23 protein-coding genes are annotated in these 19,652 nt (G+C 68.6%); 12 read left to right on the top strand and 11 right to left on the bottom strand.

What is annotated here, in order from left to right:
* Positions 1-118 precede the first annotated feature (118 nt).
* Genes SJY11_RS23010 through SJY11_RS23000 form a run of 3 tightly spaced genes read right to left on the bottom strand, consistent with a single transcriptional unit; the run spans position 119 to position 3,650 of the window.
* Positions 119-445, bottom strand: coding sequence for a hypothetical protein (locus tag SJY11_RS23010; RefSeq protein ID WP_376989037.1), 327 nt, complete (start codon positions 443-445; stop codon positions 119-121).
* On the bottom strand, positions 433-2,934 hold the full coding sequence (ctaD, locus tag SJY11_RS23005) for a cytochrome c oxidase subunit I (protein ID WP_376989036.1): 2,502 nt from the start codon (positions 2,932-2,934) through the stop codon (positions 433-435). Before ctaD ends, SJY11_RS23010 begins: the two co-directional genes overlap by 13 nt.
* Positions 2,931-3,650, bottom strand: a complete 720-nt coding sequence (locus SJY11_RS23000; RefSeq protein WP_376989035.1) for a cytochrome c oxidase subunit II — start codon at positions 3,648-3,650, stop codon at positions 2,931-2,933. Before SJY11_RS23000 ends, ctaD begins: the two co-directional genes overlap by 4 nt.
* On the opposite strand from SJY11_RS23000, the gene SJY11_RS22995 reads away from it, so the two are divergent.
* The gene (locus tag SJY11_RS22995) at positions 3,597-4,115 is read left to right on the top strand and encodes a DUF2231 domain-containing protein (RefSeq protein WP_376989034.1); all 519 of its coding nucleotides are present in this window, start codon (positions 3,597-3,599) and stop codon (positions 4,113-4,115) included. The two genes, SJY11_RS23000 and SJY11_RS22995, sit on opposite strands and share 54 nt — an antisense overlap.
* Here SJY11_RS22995 and SJY11_RS22990 read toward each other — a convergent pair.
* A complete protein-coding gene (locus tag SJY11_RS22990) occupies positions 4,082-4,576 on the bottom strand; it encodes a CopD family protein (RefSeq protein WP_376989033.1) in 495 nt (164 codons plus the stop codon). The two genes, SJY11_RS22995 and SJY11_RS22990, sit on opposite strands and share 34 nt — an antisense overlap.
* Positions 4,573-5,286 (bottom strand): cytochrome c oxidase assembly protein, encoded by a 714-nt coding sequence (locus tag SJY11_RS22985; RefSeq protein ID WP_376989032.1) that lies wholly within the window; start codon positions 5,284-5,286, stop codon positions 4,573-4,575. The genes SJY11_RS22990 and SJY11_RS22985 overlap by 4 nt, the downstream gene beginning before the upstream one ends.
* Positions 5,287-5,539: 253 nt before the next feature.
* On the opposite strand from SJY11_RS22985, the gene SJY11_RS22980 reads away from it, so the two are divergent.
* Complete coding sequence (locus tag SJY11_RS22980; RefSeq protein ID WP_376989031.1) at positions 5,540-5,662, top strand: hypothetical protein; 123 nt, start codon at positions 5,540-5,542, stop codon at positions 5,660-5,662.
* 75 nt (positions 5,663-5,737) lie between these two features.
* Here the strand turns inward: SJY11_RS22980 and SJY11_RS22975 are convergent, their stop codons facing one another.
* From SJY11_RS22975 to SJY11_RS22960, 4 genes are all read right to left on the bottom strand, one after another.
* Complete coding sequence (locus tag SJY11_RS22975) at positions 5,738-6,280, bottom strand: Crp/Fnr family transcriptional regulator (protein ID WP_376989030.1); 543 nt, start codon at positions 6,278-6,280, stop codon at positions 5,738-5,740.
* Positions 6,281-6,564: 284 nt separating this feature from the next.
* Complete coding sequence (locus SJY11_RS22970) at positions 6,565-7,296, bottom strand: phosphonate ABC transporter ATP-binding protein (RefSeq protein ID WP_376989029.1); 732 nt, start codon at positions 7,294-7,296, stop codon at positions 6,565-6,567.
* Positions 7,293-8,117 (bottom strand): phosphonate ABC transporter, permease protein PhnE, encoded by an 825-nt coding sequence (gene phnE / locus SJY11_RS22965; RefSeq protein WP_376989028.1) that lies wholly within the window; start codon positions 8,115-8,117, stop codon positions 7,293-7,295. Before phnE ends, SJY11_RS22970 begins: the two co-directional genes overlap by 4 nt.
* A gap of 5 nt (positions 8,118-8,122) precedes the next feature.
* The gene (locus SJY11_RS22960; RefSeq protein WP_376989027.1) at positions 8,123-8,986 is read right to left on the bottom strand and encodes a phosphate/phosphite/phosphonate ABC transporter substrate-binding protein; all 864 of its coding nucleotides are present in this window, start codon (positions 8,984-8,986) and stop codon (positions 8,123-8,125) included.
* A 147-nt stretch (positions 8,987-9,133) separates the two neighbouring features.
* Here SJY11_RS22960 and SJY11_RS22955 point away from each other — a divergent pair, with 147 nt between their 5' ends.
* Positions 9,134-9,988, top strand: coding sequence for a metallophosphoesterase family protein (locus SJY11_RS22955; protein ID WP_376989026.1), 855 nt, complete (start codon positions 9,134-9,136; stop codon positions 9,986-9,988).
* A gap of 6 nt (positions 9,989-9,994) precedes the next feature.
* Here the strand turns inward: SJY11_RS22955 and SJY11_RS22950 are convergent, their stop codons facing one another.
* Both SJY11_RS22950 and SJY11_RS22945 read right to left on the bottom strand, forming a co-directional pair.
* Entirely contained in the window at positions 9,995-10,624 is a 630-nt protein-coding gene (locus SJY11_RS22950; RefSeq protein ID WP_376989025.1) for a glycosyltransferase, read from the bottom strand.
* 180 nt (positions 10,625-10,804) lie between these two features.
* Positions 10,805-11,746: a hypothetical protein gene (locus SJY11_RS22945; protein ID WP_376989024.1), complete on the bottom strand. Its 942-nt coding sequence runs from the start codon at positions 11,744-11,746 to the stop codon at positions 10,805-10,807.
* Positions 11,747-11,956: 210 nt separating this feature from the next.
* Between SJY11_RS22945 and SJY11_RS22940 the strand changes: the two genes are divergently transcribed.
* From SJY11_RS22940 to SJY11_RS22900, 9 genes are all read left to right on the top strand, one after another.
* Positions 11,957-13,435 (top strand): dihydrolipoyl dehydrogenase family protein, encoded by a 1,479-nt coding sequence (locus SJY11_RS22940; RefSeq protein ID WP_376989023.1) that lies wholly within the window; start codon positions 11,957-11,959, stop codon positions 13,433-13,435.
* A gap of 16 nt (positions 13,436-13,451) precedes the next feature.
* Complete coding sequence (locus tag SJY11_RS22935) at positions 13,452-14,177, top strand: TVP38/TMEM64 family protein (RefSeq protein ID WP_376989022.1); 726 nt, start codon at positions 13,452-13,454, stop codon at positions 14,175-14,177.
* A gap of 34 nt (positions 14,178-14,211) precedes the next feature.
* The gene (locus tag SJY11_RS22930; RefSeq protein WP_376989021.1) at positions 14,212-15,045 is read left to right on the top strand and encodes a DUF547 domain-containing protein; all 834 of its coding nucleotides are present in this window, start codon (positions 14,212-14,214) and stop codon (positions 15,043-15,045) included.
* Between the two features lie 83 nt (positions 15,046-15,128).
* On the top strand, positions 15,129-15,656 hold the full coding sequence (locus SJY11_RS22925) for a rhodanese-like domain-containing protein (RefSeq protein ID WP_376989020.1): 528 nt from the start codon (positions 15,129-15,131) through the stop codon (positions 15,654-15,656).
* A gap of 59 nt (positions 15,657-15,715) precedes the next feature.
* Positions 15,716-17,074: a glycosyltransferase 87 family protein gene (locus SJY11_RS22920; RefSeq protein ID WP_376989019.1), complete on the top strand. Its 1,359-nt coding sequence runs from the start codon at positions 15,716-15,718 to the stop codon at positions 17,072-17,074.
* The gene (locus tag SJY11_RS22915) at positions 17,071-17,253 is read left to right on the top strand and encodes a hypothetical protein (protein ID WP_376989018.1); all 183 of its coding nucleotides are present in this window, start codon (positions 17,071-17,073) and stop codon (positions 17,251-17,253) included. The genes SJY11_RS22920 and SJY11_RS22915 overlap by 4 nt, the downstream gene beginning before the upstream one ends.
* A complete protein-coding gene (locus SJY11_RS22910; RefSeq protein ID WP_376989017.1) occupies positions 17,240-17,782 on the top strand; it encodes a glycosyltransferase family protein in 543 nt (180 codons plus the stop codon). Before SJY11_RS22915 ends, SJY11_RS22910 begins: the two co-directional genes overlap by 14 nt.
* Positions 17,782-18,486 carry a TIGR04282 family arsenosugar biosynthesis glycosyltransferase gene (locus SJY11_RS22905; RefSeq protein ID WP_376989016.1) on the top strand — a complete coding sequence of 235 codons (705 nt, stop codon included), beginning with the start codon at positions 17,782-17,784 and terminating at the stop codon, positions 18,484-18,486. The genes SJY11_RS22910 and SJY11_RS22905 overlap by 1 nt, the downstream gene beginning before the upstream one ends.
* A complete protein-coding gene (locus SJY11_RS22900) occupies positions 18,483-19,616 on the top strand; it encodes an FAD-dependent oxidoreductase (RefSeq protein WP_376989015.1) in 1,134 nt (377 codons plus the stop codon). Before SJY11_RS22905 ends, SJY11_RS22900 begins: the two co-directional genes overlap by 4 nt.
* The last annotated feature ends 36 nt before the right edge of the window (positions 19,617-19,652 follow it).

Raw genomic sequence — 19,652 nt, 5'->3', positions numbered from 1 at the left:
TCCTGTCCTCCTGAAAACCGTTGAAGGCCCAATCGACGCGCGGCAGGAAGGTTCCCCCCCGGGATGAAGTGTCGCAATCCACGCCTGATGGCGTTGGGCGGCGGCCGGCAATCGGCGCCTACAGGCAATGAGCCGGCAGGAGCACGGGCGCGCCCATCAGGGCGATCCCGCCGACGCCGGCCCAGCCGCCGATCAGTCCGGCCTGCCGCAGGAGGCGTTCGTTTCCGGCATCCCCGGGGCGGCTGCCCTTTCGCAGCACGACGACCGCCGCCGCGAGAAACAGCAACCAGAGCGGGATCAGCGCGAGGTTGAGGGCGGTCAGCGGCCCCAGGACGACGCGTTCACCCCAGCCCATTCCGCATCCCAGCCCATGGGCGGCATAGATCGCGTTGAAGCCCAGCGCCCATACCAGCAGCCCCCCGACAAGGCGTTTCACCAGTGCCATGACGCGGCTCCGGGGATCGCAATGGCGACGAGACAAAGCAGCATCGCAAACAGGGTGTAGTGCAGCCAGAGCCTGACGATGCGGGGTTCGAGCAGGCGAGCGGGCGAGACGTGGCCGGTGCCGATGCGGCGCATGACGAAGGCGAGCGTCACGAGCGCGACGAAGCCATGCACGCTGCCATAGCCCACGAGCATCCAGGTCACGGCGCCATAGGCATGGTCGCGCGGCGACGGAAGCCCGAGCCAGCCGAAAACAAGCAGAGCGAGCAGTCCGACCAGAAGCGCCCCGAAGGCGCCGGCATAGGCGCGGATGGCGTCCTGCAGCCGCCCGTCCTGCGCGGCCGTCAGCGCCGACCGCTCGGCCAGGAATGCTGCCAGCGCCGCGAGGAAAACGACGACGGTGGCGGCCAGCGAAGGCTGTGCCAGCTGTGGCGGCGGCCAGCCCGGCCCGACCGTGGCGAGGAAGGCATAGCCGAACAGAAGGGAGGCGAAGAAGGTCGCGTCGGTGATCAGCGCGAAGATGCTGCCCCACCAGCCGGGTGCATCCTTCGCTTCATGGTGCGGCGGGACCGCTTGGCCGAGGCCGATGGGAACGGCCCCCAGATCGGCTTGCGCGCCCAGTGCGGATGCCCAGCGCCAGGCGAGCGCCGTCACCGCCAGGAGGGCGGCCGGTGCGAGCCAGTAGACGCCCAGCAGCAGCGACAGGAAGAAGACGCCCAGCGTCAAGGCCGTGACGATCGGCAGGCCCGAATTGCCCGGCAGGATGACCACTTCGGTCACCTCGCCGCTGATCATGTCGACGCCGGTCGTCTCACGCAGGCCACTGCGACCGCGGCCCAGATAGCCTTCCCCCTGGGCGAGACTTCTGGCGAGCCTGTGATGCCGGTCGAGCGGTTCGCGCGACTCGACATGCGGCAGGCTGGCGAAATTGTAACTCGGCGCCGGGATCGGCATCGCCCATTCGAGCGTCGAGGCGCGCCAGGGATTGCGCGAGGAGCGCCGCCCGAAAGCGATCGCGAGACCGACATCGATGACCACCGTGGCGAAGCCGAAGGTCATGACGAAGGACCCGATCGAGGAGAACAGGTTGAGCCATTCCCAGCCCAGCCCGGCTTCATAGGTCGAGACGCGCCGGGGCATGCCCAGCAGCCCGGTCAGGTGCATGACCAGGAAGGTGGCGTTGAAGCCGACGAAGATCAGCCAGAAGGCAAGTTGGCCGAGCAGCGGGTGCGAGCGGCGGGCGGCGAGGCGCGGCAGCCAGTAGTACAGCCCCGCCAGCATCGGGAAGACGAAGCCGCCGACCAGGACGTAATGCAGATGCGCCGTGACGAAGGCGGTGTCGTGCACCTGCCAGTTGAACGGCACCATGGCGAGCATGACGCCGGTGAGCCCGCCCAGCAGGAAGGTGAAGAAGAAGCCGGCGATGTAGAGCATCGGCAGGCGCATCTGCGGCCGGCCCGCCCACATCGTCGCGAGCCAGGCGAAGAGCTGGACGACACTCGGCACGGCGACCAGCGCCGAGGCCGCCGAAAACAGGGCGAGCGCGAGATGCGGGATGCCGGTTGCGAACATGTGGTGGACCCAGAGGCCGAAGCTGAAGAAGCCCAGGACCAGGATCGAGCCGACGATCCAGCCATAGCCGAGCAGTGGGTGGCGGACCATCACGGGCAGGACGGTCGAGACCACGCCGGCCGCCGGCAGGAAGATGATGTAGACCTCCGGATGGCCGAAGAGCCAGAACAGGTGCTGCCAGAGCAGCGGATTGCCGCCGCGCTGCGGATCGAAGAAGGGCCAGCCGAAGGCGCGCTCGATCTCGAGCAGCGTCGAGGCCAGGATCAGCGGCGGGAATCCGACGACCATCATCAGCGCCGTGACGAGGATGTACCAGGCGAAGATCGGCATCTTGCCGAGCGACATGCCCGGCGCCCGCAGCTTGAGGACGCTGACGGTGATCTCGATCGAGGCACAGACCGCCGACACCTCGACGAAGGTGATGCCGAGCAGCCAGACATCGGCATTGATGCCCGGTGTGTAGGTCTTGGAGGCGAGCGGCGTGTACATGAACCAGCCGCCGTCGGGCGCCACGCCGAGGCCCATCGCGACCAGCAGGATGAAGCCGCCGAAGAGGTAGCACCACCAGCCGAAGGCGGAGAGCCGCGGAAAGGCCAGGTCGCGCGAGCCCAGCAGCTTGGGCAGCATGTACATCGCCAGCCCCTCGAAGAAGGGGATGGCGAACATGAACATCATCAGGCTGCCATGCATCGTGAAGATCTGGTTGTAGATCTCCGGCCCGACGAAGGCCGAGCGCGGCGTCGCCAGCTGCGCCCGGATCAGCATGGCCAGCAGGCCGCCGATGCAGAAATAGATTCCGGCGGCCACCATGAAGCGGATGCCGAGATCGCTGTGATTGACGCTGGTCAGCACGCCGCGCCAGCCGCGTGGCACGCCCCAGATCGCGTCCAGTTCGCCATGGAGCTTGAGCGCGCTCATGGCTGCCCGCCCTGTTCGAGCCTCTCCCAGGCGGCTGCGTCATGGGCGACGACGGCGAAGCTCATCTGCGTGTGGCCGATGCCGCAGAACTCCGCACAGACGCCGCCATAGCGCCCGGGGACGTCGGCGCGGATCAGGATGCGGTTGCGCGTTCCGGGGATGGCGTCGATCTTCCCGCCGAGACGCGGCACCCAGAAGCTGTGGATCACGTCATGGCTGGACACCATCACCGCGACGGTCCGACCGGCCGGGATGTCGAGAATGTCGGTCCGCGAGACGGAACCTGAAGCCATCTGGCGGGTAAACTGCCAGCGCCATTGCTGCGCGGTCGCCTCGACGGTGAGGGCGGGAGTCTCGCGGGCGCCCGTGATGCGCTCCCCGAGCACGACCGCATAGACGGTGGCGACGGTCAGCAGCGAGAGCGGAAAGACCAGTCCGCCGCCAATCAGGAACAGCCGGAGCGACACGCTGTGACCGCGGTTGCGGCGCAGGGCGAGAAGGAACAACCCGAAGATGACGACGAAGGACAGCGTGGCGAGCGCCAGCAGAACCGACATCAGCGTGAAGATGCCGCCCGCAGCCGGCCCGGCCGGATCGAGCGCGGAGAGCGGGCCGCTGCACCCTGCGCCGACCAGTCCCAGCCCCGCGATGGGAAGCGCGCGATGAGCCGGGACACAGGAGCACAGCCGATCGACCGGGCGCTCGATCCGCTTCATGCCGAAAAGGTCTTCAGCGACACGGAAACGCGGGTCGCCCTGGCCGGACATCCCATCCACGCCATGCTCGTGGCCTTTCCGATCTCGCTGACGATGTGCACGCTGGGTGCCGATGTTTTCTACTGGTGGACCGGCGACGTGTTCTGGGCGCGCGTGGCGCTGTGGGCGATCGGCGCCGCCTTCCTGATCGGCCTGCTCGCCGGCGTGTCCGGCACGGTCGAGTTGCTCATGGTGCCCGGCATCCGCAGCCGGCCCCCGAGCTGGACGCATTTTGTGATCGCGGTGGCGCTGCTGACGATGCTCGGTGCGAATTTCGGCCTCCGGCTGGGCGGTTATGAAGAGGCAGTGCTGCCCTTCGGCATCCTCCTCTCGGCGCTCTGCGCCGGTTTCACCGGTCTGACGGGTTGGCATGGCGGGAAGCTCGTCTTCGACTACCGGCTCGGTGCCGGCGGCAGCAAGAGCTGACGGTTGAGGGGCTGGCGCAGCCAGTCGGGCATCATCGCCGCGTCGAGATGGGGCTTGGCCAGGACGGTGAAGAGAATGCCGCCCATTGCCGCCATGCCGCAGAGCATCAGCAATCCCGGTGGAACCGCCGGGCGCGCATAGCCTTCCTCGCCGAGACGGGCGACGCAGTGGCCGAGATAGGTGTGCAGGACGACGAGGGCGCCGACCTGCAACAGCTTCGCCAACATCCAGGGCTCGAAGACCCAGCGCGCGAAGAGCAGTCCCCCGCCAGCCACGGTGGCGACGACGGCCGCCGGGCTGATGCAGAAATTATAGGCGAAATGCGCGAAGACCCGCATCCGTGCCGCCTCCCCGGAGCGCACGGGGTTGTCCGCACGCGACAGCAAGAGCGGCAGCAGAAGCAGGCCGGAGCACCACAGCGCCAGCCCGCCGATATGGAGAAACTTCAGGGCGGCGATCATCCGAATGAAGCCCGCTCGACGCGCCGGCCAGCCAGGAGCGCCAAGCCGCCATAGACGAAGAAGGCCGGCACCCACATCAGCAGCCCGGCGAGTTGCTGGTCCTGCAGCGGGTCGAGTCCCCAGAGCAAGGCGGCCGACCCGTGGACCTCGTAGAGCGGGCGCGGGGCAAGCGTCAGGAGGGCGCCCAGCAACCCCATCTGCCCCGCGCCGGCGCCGATCGCGAGAACGGCCCCCAGCGCTGGCGCGCTGGGCGAGAGCACCGCGCGCCAGAACCAGACGAAGCTCATCAAGAGCAGGATCTGGAGGGCCCAATAGACCAGGTGGTTGTGATAGGCCGCCTCATAGAGCGCCGGCCAGTGCCAGAGCCAGAGGGCGAGGCTCGACAAGGCCAGCGCGGGCGCAATCGCCGGAGAGCGGAGCCGGGGCAGGGCGACGGCCAGCAGCGGCGCGACGACGGCTGCCACGAGAAGATGATGAAGCCCCCGCGCGGCAAACAGGGCGGATGCCAGCGCGCAGAGCGGCGACACAAAGACGATGGCGAGACCTGCGATCCCGCCCCACCAGGCGAGCCTGTCGGGCTTGTTCACGCGCAGGCCAAAAAGCACCGCTGCGCTGAGGGCCACCAACAGGAGGGCGTCATCGTTCCAGCTCGCCGCGATGGCAGCCGGCGTCGGAGGCCATCCGCAATAGGGCTCGTTCGCAGATGACACCAATCCCCTCCCCAAAGCCCGGATGCGCAGCCCGCAACGGTGCCCGAAGAAGCGAACGCCTCCTGCGGCGAGAGGTTCCGATGAGGTCCGTCCACCTTGCGTCCCGGCGGTCTGATGCACCATCCCGCCAGGGGCTCCCGCGGTGGGCCTTCCGCAGCTTGACGCCGACGTTGCGGGGGGCGCGCCCATTCGACATGGCGGCTTGACGGGCGTCGCCCCCTGGTCCCGATCGGACACATGATGGGAGCTTTCCGTGATCAACGGCCCCCTTGTCCTGCTGGGCGGCCTTGCGCTGTTCGGGCTGGCGGGCCTCGCCGTCGCGGCCCATGAGCAACTGGGAGCCGCATCATGCCGCTCGACATCGGCCTGGGGTTGACGGTGGCGGCGCTGCTCCTGGCCCATCCGCTCACGGCGCTGCTCTGCGTGAACCGGCGGCCTGCGACGCGAAACCCTACTCGTCGACGGCCCGTCGTTCCCGCGCGATCTCGCGATAGAACGCCTCCGCGGTCACGCCGATTTCGGTGGCGATGACGTGCCATTGTCCGCGGGGCGGCAAAGCGCCGTTCCAGGCGATCCAGGCCTCGAGCCGCGCTTTGACCGTCTTCAGCGAAAGGATCTCCGACAGGAGCCGCGCGCGCTGAACTTCATGTGCCAGATGGCTGGCCCAGGCGGAAGCGACGGCGGCATCCGTCTCCAGCGCCCGCAGCAGGTCCGGCTTGAGCACCATCCCTGTCCTCACGGGTGTCTCGGCGCGGGCATCGCAATGATAGCGGGTGGAATACAGCGACGCCTCGGCGAGCACCGCCCCGGGCCGCGCGCGCTGCAGGATCAGGGCGGCGCCGTCGACCTGATGGCGGATCAGGTGCGCCGTGCCTTCGCGCATGATGTGCAGGCCAACCACGCTGTCGCCCCGGTGGAAAAGGGCCGCGCCGGCGGGAAACGCGCAGTCGTGCAGGGGCAGGCGGGCGAGGATGGGGGCGAGGGTCGCGAACATGATCGCAATCATGTTCGAGGACGCTGCGACATGCAAAGCGTCTCTCACACAGGAAAGACCATCATGATCCGCGCACGTGCCCTCGTCGCCTCGCTCGTTCCGGCCGCTGCGCCGGGTGTCGAAGCTATGAAGGTTGTTCATCTGGGCGGGACTGAGAGTTCCGTTTGAGAATGCTCACGGATGGACGATACGGCGCAGCATGAGGCGTCCGAGGGCGACGTGGATCATGGCTTCGGAGACGTCGAGGCGCTGTGCGTTGTCTTGCTCGTCATGGCTCCGCCTTCTCAGGAGTTGGAGCCTCCGACAAACTCAGGGCAGTTCATGTCGCCTGCGGAGACAATCTGGCCCGATCGCATGTGAAGGGTCCGGTCGGCGAACTCTGCCGCCAGATGAGGCTGATGCAGAGTGCAGAGCACGGCAAGCCCCCTCGACTTCGCCAGCCCCCGCATCAGCGTGAGCACCATCCGTGCCGCGTTCGGGTCAAGGCTGGCCACCGGTTCGTCGGCGAGAAGGACCCGGCTGTCCTGCATCAGGGCGCGTGCGATCGCCACCCGTTGCTGCTGTCCGCCCGAGAGCGTGTCGGCGCGCTGGTCACGCTGCGCATCGAGATCGACAGCGCGCAGCGCCTCCTCGGCCTGCTCGCGCAGCGACCTCGGATAGCGCCCCAGCGCCACCCGCCACAGCGGCAAGGACGGCAGCCGGGCCGTCATCACATTCGCCAGAGCGGACCGCCGGCGGACGAGATTGAACTGCTGGAAGACGACCCCGATGCTGGCGCGGGCGCGCCGCAAGGCCGAGGGGCCCAGCGGGTCGATCGCCTGCCCACCGACCCGAATGGTGCCTGCATCGGCCTCTGTCAGTCGCGCGATGCAGCGGAACAATGTCGATTTCCCCGATCCGCTGGGCCCCAGCACCGCCACCACCTCGCCGGCCGCGACGTCGAGCGTCACGCCCGACAGGGCGATCACGTTGTCGAACCGCTTCGAAAGCCCGGATATGGCGAGCGCCGGCGTCATGACAGTCGCCGCCGCAACCAGGCGCTCAACTGGTCGATGGCCGTCACCATGGCCAGGATCACCAGCAGGATGGTCAGCACGCGGTCGAACTGCAGCAGGTCGACGCTGTTCTTGAGTTCCTGACCGATGCCACCGGCTCCGACGACGCCGAGGACGGTCGAGGCGCGGACGTTGAACTCCCACATGTAGAGCAGGATGGACGAAAGCTGGGGCAGCGCGTCCGGCAACTGGGCATGCAGAAAGACCCGCAGCCGTCCCGCGCCGCTCATGCGGGCCGCCTCAACCGGTCCGGGCTCCGTCGTCTCGATCGTCTCGGCCCAGAGCTTGGCGATCGAACCGGCCGTATGCAGTGCCACGCCGAGCACGCCGGCGAAGGGACCGAGCCCGACAGCCGCGACGAAGATCAGCGCGAACACGAAGGAATCGATGCCCCGCAAGGCGTTGAGCAGCCAGCGCGCCGGCAGCGCCAGCAGCGGCGTCACCCCGATGTTCCGGGCCGCCAGCAGGCAGAGCGGAGCGGCGATGATGGCACCGAACGATACACCGACGGTCGCCATCGCGACGGTTTCCAGCCCGCGCCGGGCGAGCACATCGATCTCGCTGAGGTCGGGCGGCCATGACCGCGCGATCCAGCCGGCCAGGCGAGGCAGGCCTTCCCAGAGGCGCAGGACGTCGACTTCGGCCACATGCAGGCACAGCGCATAGAAAGCGACACCGAGAACGAGCAGCGGAACGAAAGCGGTCCGGCGCGCCGTCGCCGAAGCCAGGCTGTGCTCGCCTTGCCGCGGGGCAGGGCCATCCGCATCCTTCACGATGTCCATGGGCTTCAGGACTTCGCCTTCAGGCGGCCGACCGCGATGCCGGCCGCCTCGATCGGCCGGTAACTCTCGTGATCGGCGCTCACCCAGCCGGTGTAGCGCGGCGGCATGATCGTGCGCGCTTCCTCCGGCGTGATGGCGGTCACGATCTCCTGGATGTGAGCTGTGGCATCGGGATCGAAGCCGGCGCGGACGACCAGCGGGTCGTTCGGCAGCGGCTCGGATGTCCAGACGATCCGGACCTCGTCGCGTCGGACCAGGCCACGCTCCGCCATGCCGTTGAAGTTCCGGTCGAAATCGGTTGCGAGATCGACCTGGCCGTTGGCGACGGCGATGACGTTGGCCGGATGCGATGCCCCGTCGCGGTAGCGGAAGAAGGTCTTCGGGTCGATGCCGCGGCTCTGAAAGTAATGCGTCGGGATCAGCCAGCCGGAGGTGGAGCCCACATCGGCGAAGGAGATCCGCAATCCCCTGGCTCCCTCCGGCCATGAGCCGATCGTCAGGCCCGGCCGCGCCAGGATGATCGCGTGGTAGGAGGGCAGACCGTCATATCCGACGGTGGCGATGGCGCGCGCGCCGCCCGCATGATGGGCGAGCACATAACCCCAAGGCCCCATCCAGGCGATGTCGGCCTGCCCGTTCGCGAGCGCGACCGAGATGCCGGCCCAGTCATTGGTCACCACGAGGTCGTAGGGCCGCCCGAGGCGCTCGGCCAGATGCCGGAAGAACGGCTCGAACGCCTTGCGCGTATCGCTCGGTGACGGCTGGAACGGGCCGACGGCAAAGCGCAGGCGGCTGTCCTGCGCCAGCGAGATCGCGGGCGCGGCGATGGCGGCCGAGCCGGCCAGAATCAAGGAGCGGCGGTTCAACATCGATCATCCTCAGATGGCGCCGGACCTGACCGGGCCCTGGAGGGCCATCTGTTTCCGGCCTGGCGGGCACAGAGACGTTACGGGCGCGGGGCCTGTAACGTTACGCGGCGGTGGAGCGAATATCGGATCGTGACGGACAGGGATGACATGACGCGCGATCGGACATGGCTGCTCTTCGGCGGCCCCTATGGGAACCTGCAGGCCACGCAGGCGCTGCTGGCGGAGGCCGGACGGCTGGACATCTCTCCGGACAGGATGCTCTGCACAGGCGATCTCGTGGCCTATTGCGGCAATCCGGTCGAGACGATCGATCTGATCCGCGACAGCGGCATGGCCGTCGTCGGCGGCAATTGCGACGAGCAGCTGGGCGCGAGCGCGAGCGACTGCGGCTGCGGGTTCGAGCCTGGCAGCGCCTGCGCCCGATTATCGGCCGCCTGGTTTGCCTTCGCCGACAGTGTCGTCAGGCCCGACCAGCGTCGATGGCTGGCCTCGTTGCCGGGGCGTATCGACCTGAGGATCGGCGGGCGGACCCTCGCGGCGATCCACGGCTCGGCGCACTCCATCAACAGCTTCATTTTTGCAGGCACGCCCGAGGGCGAGAAGCGCCGCAGCCTCGACGCCCTCTGCAGTGACGGCGCCGTCGGCGGCCATTCGGGCCTGCCCTTCACCCAATTTCTCGGGGGGCGACTTTGGCACAACCCGGGCGTCATCGGTATGCCGGCCAATGACGGCACGCCGCGGGTCTGGTTCAGCCTCGTCAGGGAGACAGAGGCCGGGCTCGCCATCGAGCACCGGGCGCTGGCCTATGACCATGAAGGCGCACAGGCGGCCATGCGCGGCGCGGGGCTTCCCGAAAGCTACCGCGAGGCGCTCGCGACCGGGCTCTGGCCCAGTCTCGACGTCCTGCCCGAACGCGAACGCGCCGAGACGGGACGACCGATCACGGAGACGTCGACGCTCTGGCCGGCGCACCGGCCCGCCCTGGCGCTCCAGGCGGTCTGACCGGATTCAGGACGCCCGCAGGCTCTGCAGCAGGGTGAGTCTCAAATGCAGGAAGGTGGTCCGGAACCAGCCCTTGTCGCGATACTTCCGGGCGCTGGTCGTGATCGTCGCGCCGACCGGCTGAATCGCCAGGCCTGCGCGCCGCGCGTCGCGGACCAGCTGGTGGTCCTCGCCATGGGCCGCGGTCTCGTCATAACCGCCAAGGGCATGGAACGTCGCGGCAGGCAGGCACAGCGCCTGATCGCCGAAGGGCAGGCCGATCACCCGTGAGCGGAAGCTGACTCCGCCTTCGGTCAGACGCATCAGGGCGCCGCCGTCGAACCGCAGGTCGAAATAGCGCACCGCGGCGCGCGGCTCCTGCAGCCGCTCCAGCAGCCGCGGCACGGCGTCGGCGCCGAGAGTCGTGTCGGCATGCACGAACCAGAGATGGCGACCTCGGGCGACCGAGGCCGCATGGTTCATGCTGGAGGCGCGGCTTCCGCCGCGGGCGAGAACGATCTCAAAACTTTTGGGAAGCATTGCGAGCAGCGCTTCGGGAATGGCCTCATGCTCGGCCAACGGGATGACCACCGAGACGAGCGCGCCCTCGGCGTTCGGTTCGGGCGGACAGACATCCAGCGTCACTGCATCGCGCATGATAGACCCGCATCCCATGTCGAAGGCCGCGAGGCCCGTCGAGGGCAATTTGTGACTTCGACGCCGTGCATCGTCTCGTTACAACGCCACGCTGATGGGCGCGTTGCCTCGACTGGCCGCCCCCCTTGATCCAGCAAGCGCGGGGGGAAGGTCAACCTCATAAAGCAGGGCGCGGGCCCTTCAGATCAGCAGCTCGGCCCAGCCCTTGAAGCGGCGGCGGCCTGAACCGTCGACCCGTGCAACCTCGCCGCTGACCACCGACATGGCGAAACCGCCGGTCGTCCAGTCGGCCACCTCCTCGAGCGCATCCGTCGTGGCGTGAAGCGTCCAGCGTGTGCCGCGATGGCTGAACCCGGCCTGCCAGCGCGTTGGCCAGCGATAGGTCCTGTCCGGTGTCGGGCGGCTCTCATCAATGGCGAATGCAATGTCCGACAGCGCGCCCTCGCCGTCGAAGGTGGCCATGCCACTCTCCCTCGGTGTGCCGGGCTGAACGCGCTCGTGATAGCGCAGGTACAGATCGCGGCCATCCTCCGTAAGAAGGTAAAGACCGTTGAAATTGCTCCAGTTCGCTCCGAAATCGCTGGTGAAGCGGTTATATCCGGTCCGCGCGATGAATTCGAAGATGACCCGGCCAGCAAGCTGGCGCCCCTTCCAGCGCAGCGTCGCCGGCGCGGCACCGATCCAGTAGTCATTGCCTTGCGTCTGGCGTCGAAGGATCGGTGTCAGCCCCTCCACCGCCATATCGATGTCGTTGACGGCGCTCACCATCCGCATGCCGCCGCCGACGGTGCCGCGAAACTGGAAATGCGCGGAGTCGGGGATGGTCTCCAGGATCTTTCCCGGATTGGGATAATGCGCGCTGCCGACGATGGGCACGACGCCATCGCCTTGCGCATACATCATGATCCAATGATCCGCGAAGAACCGGTCCCCCGTCTGGCCACGGTTGTTGTCGTGCGCCAGATAGACGGCACCCTGCGCATCCGCGCCGACGAAGGAAAAATAGTCGGAATGGTATCGCCTGATCTCGTCCGCGCGGGTGGGCAGCGGCCATGCTGCCGTAACGCTCGCACCGGCGGCCATGAGTTGCCGGCGATTGAGGCGTGGTGTGGAATGGTCCATGGGCTATCGTCCGGATGATCACCAGAGAATTGCCGGAGGACGGCCTCACGCAATTCACATCTTGTTGACGTGAGAAAATCTGCCGAGCGATCTGCCGTACAGGGTTGAAACCATGGCGCACGCCACACGAAACCGTGAACCGCGTAACGTTGCGCGGATCCGGCGCGAACACGCTGTCGAACCCGAAGCCTCCGTCCTGAAGCGACCCCCATGGCTGATCCTGCACCTGCCTCGCTCCCGCCGAAGCGCCCCTTGCGGCAGGACGGAGTCCTGAAAGCCGATCTCTGCATCATCGGTGCGGGTTCCGGCGGGCTGTCGGTCGCGGCCGGCGCCGTGCAGATGGGTGCCTCTGTCGTCCTTATCGAAAAGGGCGAGATGGGCGGCGATTGCCTCAACACCGGCTGCGTGCCCTCCAAGGCGCTGATCGCTGCGGCCCATGCCGCCCATGCCGTTCGTGACGGCCAGCGCTTCGGTGTTCATGCCGCCGAGCCCGAGATTCGCTTCGAAGAGGTTCACGCCCATGTGCATGGCGTGATCGGGGCGATCGCGCCGCATGACAGCGTCGAGCGGTTCGAACAGCTTGGCGTGCATGTCATCAAGGCGGCGGCGCGCTTCCTCGACCGGGATAAGGTCGAGGCCGGCGGGGAGACGATCGCGGCGCGCCGCTTCGTGATCGCGACTGGCTCGCGCGCCGCCGTGCCGCCGATCCCTGGCCTGCCGGACGCCGGCTATCTCACCAATGAGAGCGTCTTCGAGCTGCAGGAGCGTCCCGAGCATCTCATCGTCGTCGGTGGCGGACCCATCGGGATCGAGATGGCGCAGTCCTTCCGTCGCCTGGGTTCGCGGGTGACGGTGATCGAGAAGTTCGGCATCCTCGCCAGGGATGAGCCGGAGGCCGTCGAGGTCGTCCGCGCCGCGCTCGTCCGGGACGGCGTGACGCTGCTCGAGCAGGTCGGCATCAGCGAAGTCAGACGCGACGGCGCGGTCGTGACGGTCACGCTCGATGGAGACAGCGCGGTCGGACGCAGCGTCGCGGGCAGCCACCTGCTCGTCGCGGCGGGCCGGCGCCCGAACGTCGAGAACCTCGGCCTCGACGCGGCCGGCGTCTCCTTCACGCCGAAGGGCATCACGGTCGATGCGCGCCTTCTCACCAGCAATCGCCGGATCTTCGCCATCGGCGACGTCTCGGGTGGCCCGCAATTCACCCATATCGCGGGCTATCATGCCGGCATCGTCATCCGGAACGCCCTGTTCGGCTTGCCCGCCAAGGTCGACTACACGGCCTTGCCCTGGGTGACCTATGCCGATCCGGAACTCGCCCATGCCGGCCTCACCGAGGCGGAGGCGCGCAAGGGCGGCCATGACGTCCAGATCCTGACCTGGTCCTTCGCGGTCAACGACCGGGCCCAGGCGGAGCGTGCCACCGAGGGGCTGGCCAAGGTCGTGCTGGGTCGCAAGGGCCGGATCCTCGGCGCCACGATCGTGGGGCCGCGCGCGGGAGAGCTGATCGGCACCTGGGCCCTGGCCATCTCGTCCCGCCTCCGCATCGGGGCCGTGGCGAGCGCCGTGCTGCCCTATCCGACGCTGTCGGAGATCTCGAAGCGGGCCGCCGGCAGTTACTACACGCCGAAGCTCTTCGGCTCGACCACGCGCCGCGTCGTCGGTTTCGTCCAGCGTTTCCTGCGCTGATCCGGAGAAGCAGCTCATGATGACCCGCCTTCTCACCGACCGGCGCCTCTGGCTCGCCCTGGCCGCGCTCGCCCTCATCCTCATCGTCCGGCAGACCGGGGTTGCGAGCTATCTCTCGATGGACACGCTCAGGACCCATCGCGTGACGCTGACGAACTGGGTCGAGGCGAACCACCTGGTCGCCGCGCTCGCCTATGTCGCCGTCTATGTCGCCGCCGTCGCCTTCTCGATGCCCGGCGCGGTCTTCCTGACGCTGTCGGGAGGGTTTCTGTTCGGAGCGGTGTTCGGCACGCTGCTGACCGTGATCGGTGCCACGATCGGGGCGACGCTGATCTTCCTGTTCGCCAAGACCCTCTTCGGCGAGAATGCGCTCGACCGGTTCGGGGCGCCGGCCGCCAGGCTGGCGGAGGGCATCCGCCAAAATGCCGCCTCCTATCTGCTCGTGCTGAGACTGGTGCCGCTCTTCCCGTTCTTCCTGGTCAATCTGGTGCCGGCCTTCGTCGGCGTGCCGCTCGCGACCTATGTGCTCACCACATTCTTCGGGATCATGCCGGGAACGGCGGTGTTCTCGCTGGCGGGCGCGGGGCTCGGCTCGGTTCTCGATCAGGGCGGTGCTGTCTCGCCCGGCTCCATCCTCACGCCACAGATCATCGGCGGCCTCGTGGGGCTCGCCGCGCTGTCGCTGGCTGCCATCCCGATCAGGAAGCGCCTCGCGGCCCGAGAAAACCAGACCCGGGCGTAACGTCCGCCTGCGTCCATCCGTAAGGAGAGCCATGATGACCGTCGATATCCGATCTCACGGGCTGACCCGGCGCGCCACGCTCGGCCTCGGCCTCCTGGTCCTCGCAGGCCCTGCATGGGCCCAGGCGGGGGATGCCGACGCCGCCTATGACCGGCTCCTGAAGCGCTATGTCAGCGCCAGCCCCGATGGCGTCAACCGCGTCGACTATGCCGGCTGGCGGGCCAACGCGGCCGACCGCACCGCGCTGGACGGCTACATCACGGAGCTTTCGCGGCTGAAGCCCTCCGCCATGGCCCGGGCCGACGCCTTCTCCTTCTGGGGCAACCTCTACAACGCGGTGACGCTGAAGGTCATCCTCGACCGCTACCCCGTCGCCTCGATCCGCGACATCAAGAGCGACAACTGGCTCGATCCGAAAGCCTATACGGGGCCCTGGCGCCAGCCGCGTGTGACCGTGGAGGGCCGGCGGCTGTCGCTCGACGACATCGAGCACGACATTATGCGCCCGACCTTCAAGGACCCGCGGGTGCATTACATTGTCAATTGCGCCTCCTATGGCTGCCCCAACCTGATGAACCGGGTCTGGCGGGCGGCGACGCTGGAGGCCGATCTGGACGCTGCTGCGCGTGCCTTCGTCAACCATCCGCGCGGCGTCACGGTGCTTGCCGACGGCGCGCTCCGGGTCTCGTCGATCTACAAATGGTTCATCGCGGATTTCGGCGGCAATGACGCCGGGCTGATCGCGCATTTCCGCCAATTTGCCGAGCCGGCGCTGGCCCAGCGCCTCACCGGCTCGCCGCGGATCGCCGACGACGACTATGACTGGTCGTTGAACGGCCTCCGCCCCGTCCCGGCGCCGCGCGGCTGAGCCCGCAGATGACCGACCGGTCCATGACGCCACGCTTGAACCTGAGACGGCTGCTGCTGGGAGCCGCGACGGCTGCGGTCCTGGTGGCGGGCGCGGCCATCTTTGTCGTGACGACCCAGCCCCGGCTGGCTCCCTGGACGCTCGATCCGACCGATCCGCGCGTATCGCTGGAGGATGTCGAGCGGGAGGTATCCCGACGCCATCCCGTTCCGGACGTCGAACCCGCGGGCCTGGCCGCCATGCTGGCGCGCGGCGAGGCCACGCTGTTCGACGTACGCACGCAGGAGGAGTTCGATGCCGGCCACCTGCCGGGCGCGATCCGGATCGAACCCGGCAGCTCGGCCGCCGAGATCCTCAGCCTTCACCGCGATCGGCTGGGCGATGGGCCGGTCGTGTTCTATTGCGCCGTCGGCGTGCGATCCTCGCAGTTGATGACGGCGACGCTGAAGCAGATCGCCCCCCACGCCAGCGCCGGCGTCTACAATCTGCGCGGCGGGATTTTTCGTTGGACGGCGGATGGCGGCGCCTTGGTGAAAGGCGAGGGGCCCGGCAAAGCGCATCCCTTCGACGAAAGCTGGGGCCAGTTGCTGGCCAGGACGACACCGCGTTGACGGCCGCTACAGTTCCAGACGTCTCCGTCACGGGTCGATCCGCCTGGGATCGCAGCGGATTGACGCTGCTCGCCATGCTCGGCGTCTGCATCATGGTGCAGACGGTGATCGCGATGGTCTGGGGCGCGGCGCCCGGCTCACGGCGAGACGCCTGGCCGGTCGCGCTGTCGCTTGGCCTCATGCTGTCCCTGTCGTCCGCGGGGCTGCTCTGGGCGGTCTGGCGGGCGCGCGACATGCCAACCGGCCTGGTACTCGGCCTTGCCATCGCGGCAGCCGGCGTCCTGATGCGCGTGCCCTATTTCGGCGCGGGGCCGATGCTTGAGGACGATCATTTCCGCTACCTGCTCGACGGAGCCATGGTGGCGCATGGCCTGAGCCCCTATGCCCACGCTCCCGAGGCGCTGCTGCGGAGTGCGGACGGCACCCTGGCGCCCCTGGTCGAGGCGGGGCGGGCTGCGATCACTTCGATCAACTTCCCCGAGTTGCGCTCGATGTATCCCGGCGGGGCGCAAGTGGCGTTCGCGCTGGCCCACCTGATCGCGCCCTGGAGCCTCGACGGGCTGCGCGTCGTGTTCTTCGGCGCAGAGGCGCTGGCGGCGGTTCTGATCTGGCGGGTTCTGGTTTCGACCGGCCGCTCGCCGCTGCTGGTCGCCCTCGTCTGGTCCAATCCGCTGATGGCCTTCTGCCTGACCGGGCAGGCGCATGTGGACGCCGTGCTCGCGCTGCCGATCCTCGCCGCACTGCTCGCCGCCCATCGTCGCGCGGCCGCAATGGCGGGCCTCGGTCTCGGGATAGCGGCTGGCGTCAAGCTGTGGCCGATCCTGCTCGCGCCGCTGGTCGCGCGGGCGCTGTGGCCCGACCGTCGGGCGCTGGCAGTCTTCGCGCTGGCGCTCGGAGCAACGACGCTGGCCCTCTGCGCGCCGCTGTTCTGGGCCAGCCTCTCCGCCAATGCCGGGCTGACGGCCTATGCCGGCGGCTGGTCCGTCAACAATGCACCTTACGCCTGGGCCTCCTACCTCTTCCTCCAGCTCTTCGGGCCGGGCACAAGCGAGGTTGTGCTGCGCGCTCTGGTCGTCCTGATGGCGGGAGCAGCGAGCCTCGCGGTCGCGGCGCGCCGACCTGCAGGCCTGGAGCCCCTGATCGCCCGCGCCGCTATTATCGCTGCGGTCCTGTTCTACCTCTCGCCGGCCCAGTTCCCCTGGTATGCCGCCTGGTTCCTGCCCCTGGCGTCGGCCGGCGGAGCATGGCCCTTCGTGGCCGCATCGATCGGGCTGCCGGTCTACTACCTGTTCTTTCCGCTCGCGGCGGCCGGCCTGCGTGATCTGCACGGCTACGGCCTCGCCTTCCTGCATCTTGCGCCGGTCCTTATGGCGGCTCTCCTGATCCGCCGGTCGTCAGTCGCCGGAGCGTCGGCATGAGCCTCAAAGGCGTGCGGATCGGCGTGGTCATACCGACCCGGAACGAGGCGCAGGCCTTGCCCGTGGTGCTGCGGGCCATGCCCGCTTTCGTCGACGCGGTCGCGATCGGCGACCATCGCTCGAACCGACGGGACAGCCCAGATCGGGCGCGATCACGGCGCCATCGTGGTCGAGGTTGACGGCCCCGGCTATGGCCGGGCCTGCCTGGCCGCGATCGCCGCTCTGCCGCCCGTCGATGTCATCGTATTCATCGACGGCGACGCCGCCGACGATCTCTCCGCCATGATCCGCCTCGTCGAGCCCATCGTCGACGGACGGGCCGACTTCACGCTGGGTTCGCGCGTCTTGGGGCGGCGCGAAAGCGGCGCGCTGACGCCCCAGCAGGTCTTCGGCAACTGGCTCGCCTGTTCGCTGATCCGGCTGGTCTGGGGCGAGCGATTCACCGATCTCGGGCCGTTCCGCGCTGTCTCATGTCGCGAGTTCGAGCGGCTGGGAATGGCCGACCTCAATTTCGGCTGGACGGTCGAGATGCAGATCAAGGCGGCGCGCAAGCGCCTCAGGACGATCGAAATCCCTGTCGACTACCGGCGCCGCATCGGCGTCTCCAAGGTCTCGGGGACGCTCGGCGGCGCGGTCAGGGCGGGCGTCAAGATTCTCTGGGTCATCGGCCGCGAGGCTCTGCGCCCGCCGCGCCGGGAGACGCCCTGATGCTGAGCGAGGCGCCGATCGGGTTCGGCCTGATGTGCAAGCCGCCGCGGCCCGGCACGGCCAAGACCCGGCTGGCCGCGGCCATCGGCCCCGACAGGGCGGCGCGCCTGGCGCGCGCCTTCCTCGAGGATTGCGCCGCCGCCGCCGTCGCGGCGGCCCGCCTGCAGCGGCTCGACCTTGCGGCGTTCTTTCGCCCGGCCGACGCCGCGGCCGAGATCGGCGCGATCCTCGGCCCAGGATGGCCCCTGGAGTTTGCCGACGCCGGCGATCTCGGTCCGACGATGCACGATGTCCTCGCCCGGCTGCTGCAGCGCTGCCCGGGTGGCGCGATCATCATGGGCGCGGATGTCCCGCTGATCACCGGCGAGGTCATCGCCGCCTCCTCACGCAGCCTTCGCGAGGGCGATGACCGCCGGATCGTGCTGATCCCGAGCGTCGATGGCGGCTATTGCCTGATCGGCGTGCGCTCGCTGAAGGCGGCAGCCTCCCTCTTCGCACCGATGCCATGGAGCACCTCGGGTGTGCTGCGCGAGACGCTGAGCCGCGCCGACGCGGCCGGCCTGAACGTGCAGATGCTGCCGCCGCAACGCGACATCGACGAGGCCGCCGATCTCGACTGGTTGCGCGCCAGCCTGGCGGGCGGCGGCGAAGCGGCGGCCTTCACCCGCGCCGCTCTGGCGGGCATGGCGGAGGCACGGCCATGACCGGGCACCGGCTCGTTCTCGTCGGCGGGGGGCACGCCCATGTGCAGGTCATCCGCGCGCTGGCGCAGCGGCCCGAGCCCGGCATGACGATCACGCTGGTCACCGACCGGTTGCTGACGCCCTATTCGGGCATGCTGCCGGGTCATGTCGCCGGGCTCTACAGCCATGCCGAGATGCACATCGATCTCGGCCGGCTGGCCGGCGTCTGCGGCGTGACGCTGGTCCAGTCCGCGGCCGCCGCCATCGACCGCGCCCGGCGGTCGCTGACCACGGAGAATGGTGACCGCGTTCCCTACGACACGCTCTCGCTCAATATCGGCATCACGCCCGATCTGTCGGGCATCGCCGGCGCCGAGGAGCACGGCATCCCGGTCAAGCCCATCAGCAGCTTCATCGCGCGTCTGGACGCGCTCCTGGAGGCGGCCGCCAGGGCCGATGGCCCGCGCCGCATCGTCCTGGTCGGCGGGGGCGCGGCCGGGGTGGAGCTTGCGCTGGCGTTGAAGGCGCGGCTGACGGGGCTCGATCCGAAGGGCCGGCCGTTCTGGATCGGTCTCGCCGCGAGCAGCGGGCTCGTCGCCACGCTCAATGACGGCGTGCGCCGGCGGGCGAGAGCCGCGCTGGCCCGTCACGGCGTGACCCTGCTGGACGATTTCCGTGTCGTCGAGATCAACGCCCAAGGTCTGCGCGCGCAGGACAAGCGTTTCGTCACGGCCGATGCGGTGCTCGTATCCACCGCCGCGCGGGCTCCCTCCTGGCTGGCCACGACCGGGCTTCCCACGGATCGCCATGGTTTCGTGCAGACGGCGCGGTGCCTGACCTGCATCGACGATCCCGCAGTCTTCGCCGTCGGTGATTGCGCGACCGTGGTCGAGGAGCCGACGCCGAAAGCCGGTGTCTTCGCCGTCCGACAGGGTGCGGCGCTCACCGCCAACCTGCGCCGCAGGGCACGCGGCGAGGTGCTGGCACCGCATCGGCCGGACCGGAACTATCTGACGATCCTGATGACCGGCGACGGGTCCGCCATCGCCGGCCGTGGCGGCTGGTTCGCGGTCGAGGGCCGGTGGGTCTGGCGCTGGAAGGACTGGATCGACAGACGGTTCATGCGGCGCTTTTCGGAATTTCGGCGCTGACCCTTGCGGGAGCATCGCTCCCGTGGCGCCGTCATG

This window comes from Allobosea sp. R86505, assembly GCF_042466375.1.
Classification (GTDB): domain Bacteria; phylum Pseudomonadota; class Alphaproteobacteria; order Rhizobiales; family Beijerinckiaceae; genus Allobosea.
The sequence above is the reverse complement of the archived record's forward strand: the minus strand, read 5'-3'. Positions and strand labels throughout refer to the sequence as shown.

Coding starts and splice junctions, on each gene's coding strand:
- SJY11_RS23010 (WP_376989037.1), bottom strand. CDS start 445: ATGGCACTGGTGAAACGCCTTGTCGGGGGGCTGCTGGTATGGGCGCTG.
- ctaD (WP_376989036.1), bottom strand. CDS start 2,934: ATGAGCGCGCTCAAGCTCCATGGCGAACTGGACGCGATCTGGGGCGTG.
- SJY11_RS22995 (WP_376989034.1), top strand. CDS start 3,597: ATGAGCCGGGACACAGGAGCACAGCCGATCGACCGGGCGCTCGATCCG.
- SJY11_RS23000 (WP_376989035.1), bottom strand. CDS start 3,650: ATGAAGCGGATCGAGCGCCCGGTCGATCGGCTGTGCTCCTGTGTCCCG.
- SJY11_RS22990 (WP_376989033.1), bottom strand. CDS start 4,576: ATGATCGCCGCCCTGAAGTTTCTCCATATCGGCGGGCTGGCGCTGTGG.
- SJY11_RS22975 (WP_376989030.1), bottom strand. CDS start 6,280: ATGTTCGCGACCCTCGCCCCCATCCTCGCCCGCCTGCCCCTGCACGAC.
- SJY11_RS22970 (WP_376989029.1), bottom strand. CDS start 7,296: ATGACGCCGGCGCTCGCCATATCCGGGCTTTCGAAGCGGTTCGACAAC.
- phnE (WP_376989028.1), bottom strand. CDS start 8,117: ATGGACATCGTGAAGGATGCGGATGGCCCTGCCCCGCGGCAAGGCGAG.
- SJY11_RS22960 (WP_376989027.1), bottom strand. CDS start 8,986: ATGTTGAACCGCCGCTCCTTGATTCTGGCCGGCTCGGCCGCCATCGCC.
- SJY11_RS22955 (WP_376989026.1), top strand. CDS start 9,134: ATGACGCGCGATCGGACATGGCTGCTCTTCGGCGGCCCCTATGGGAAC.
- SJY11_RS22950 (WP_376989025.1), bottom strand. CDS start 10,624: ATGCGCGATGCAGTGACGCTGGATGTCTGTCCGCCCGAACCGAACGCC.
- SJY11_RS22945 (WP_376989024.1), bottom strand. CDS start 11,746: ATGGACCATTCCACACCACGCCTCAATCGCCGGCAACTCATGGCCGCC.
- SJY11_RS22940 (WP_376989023.1), top strand. CDS start 11,957: ATGGCTGATCCTGCACCTGCCTCGCTCCCGCCGAAGCGCCCCTTGCGG.
- SJY11_RS22935 (WP_376989022.1), top strand. CDS start 13,452: ATGATGACCCGCCTTCTCACCGACCGGCGCCTCTGGCTCGCCCTGGCC.
- SJY11_RS22930 (WP_376989021.1), top strand. CDS start 14,212: ATGACCGTCGATATCCGATCTCACGGGCTGACCCGGCGCGCCACGCTC.
- SJY11_RS22915 (WP_376989018.1), top strand. CDS start 17,071: ATGAGCCTCAAAGGCGTGCGGATCGGCGTGGTCATACCGACCCGGAAC.
- SJY11_RS22905 (WP_376989016.1), top strand. CDS start 17,782: ATGCTGAGCGAGGCGCCGATCGGGTTCGGCCTGATGTGCAAGCCGCCG.
- SJY11_RS22900 (WP_376989015.1), top strand. CDS start 18,483: ATGACCGGGCACCGGCTCGTTCTCGTCGGCGGGGGGCACGCCCATGTG.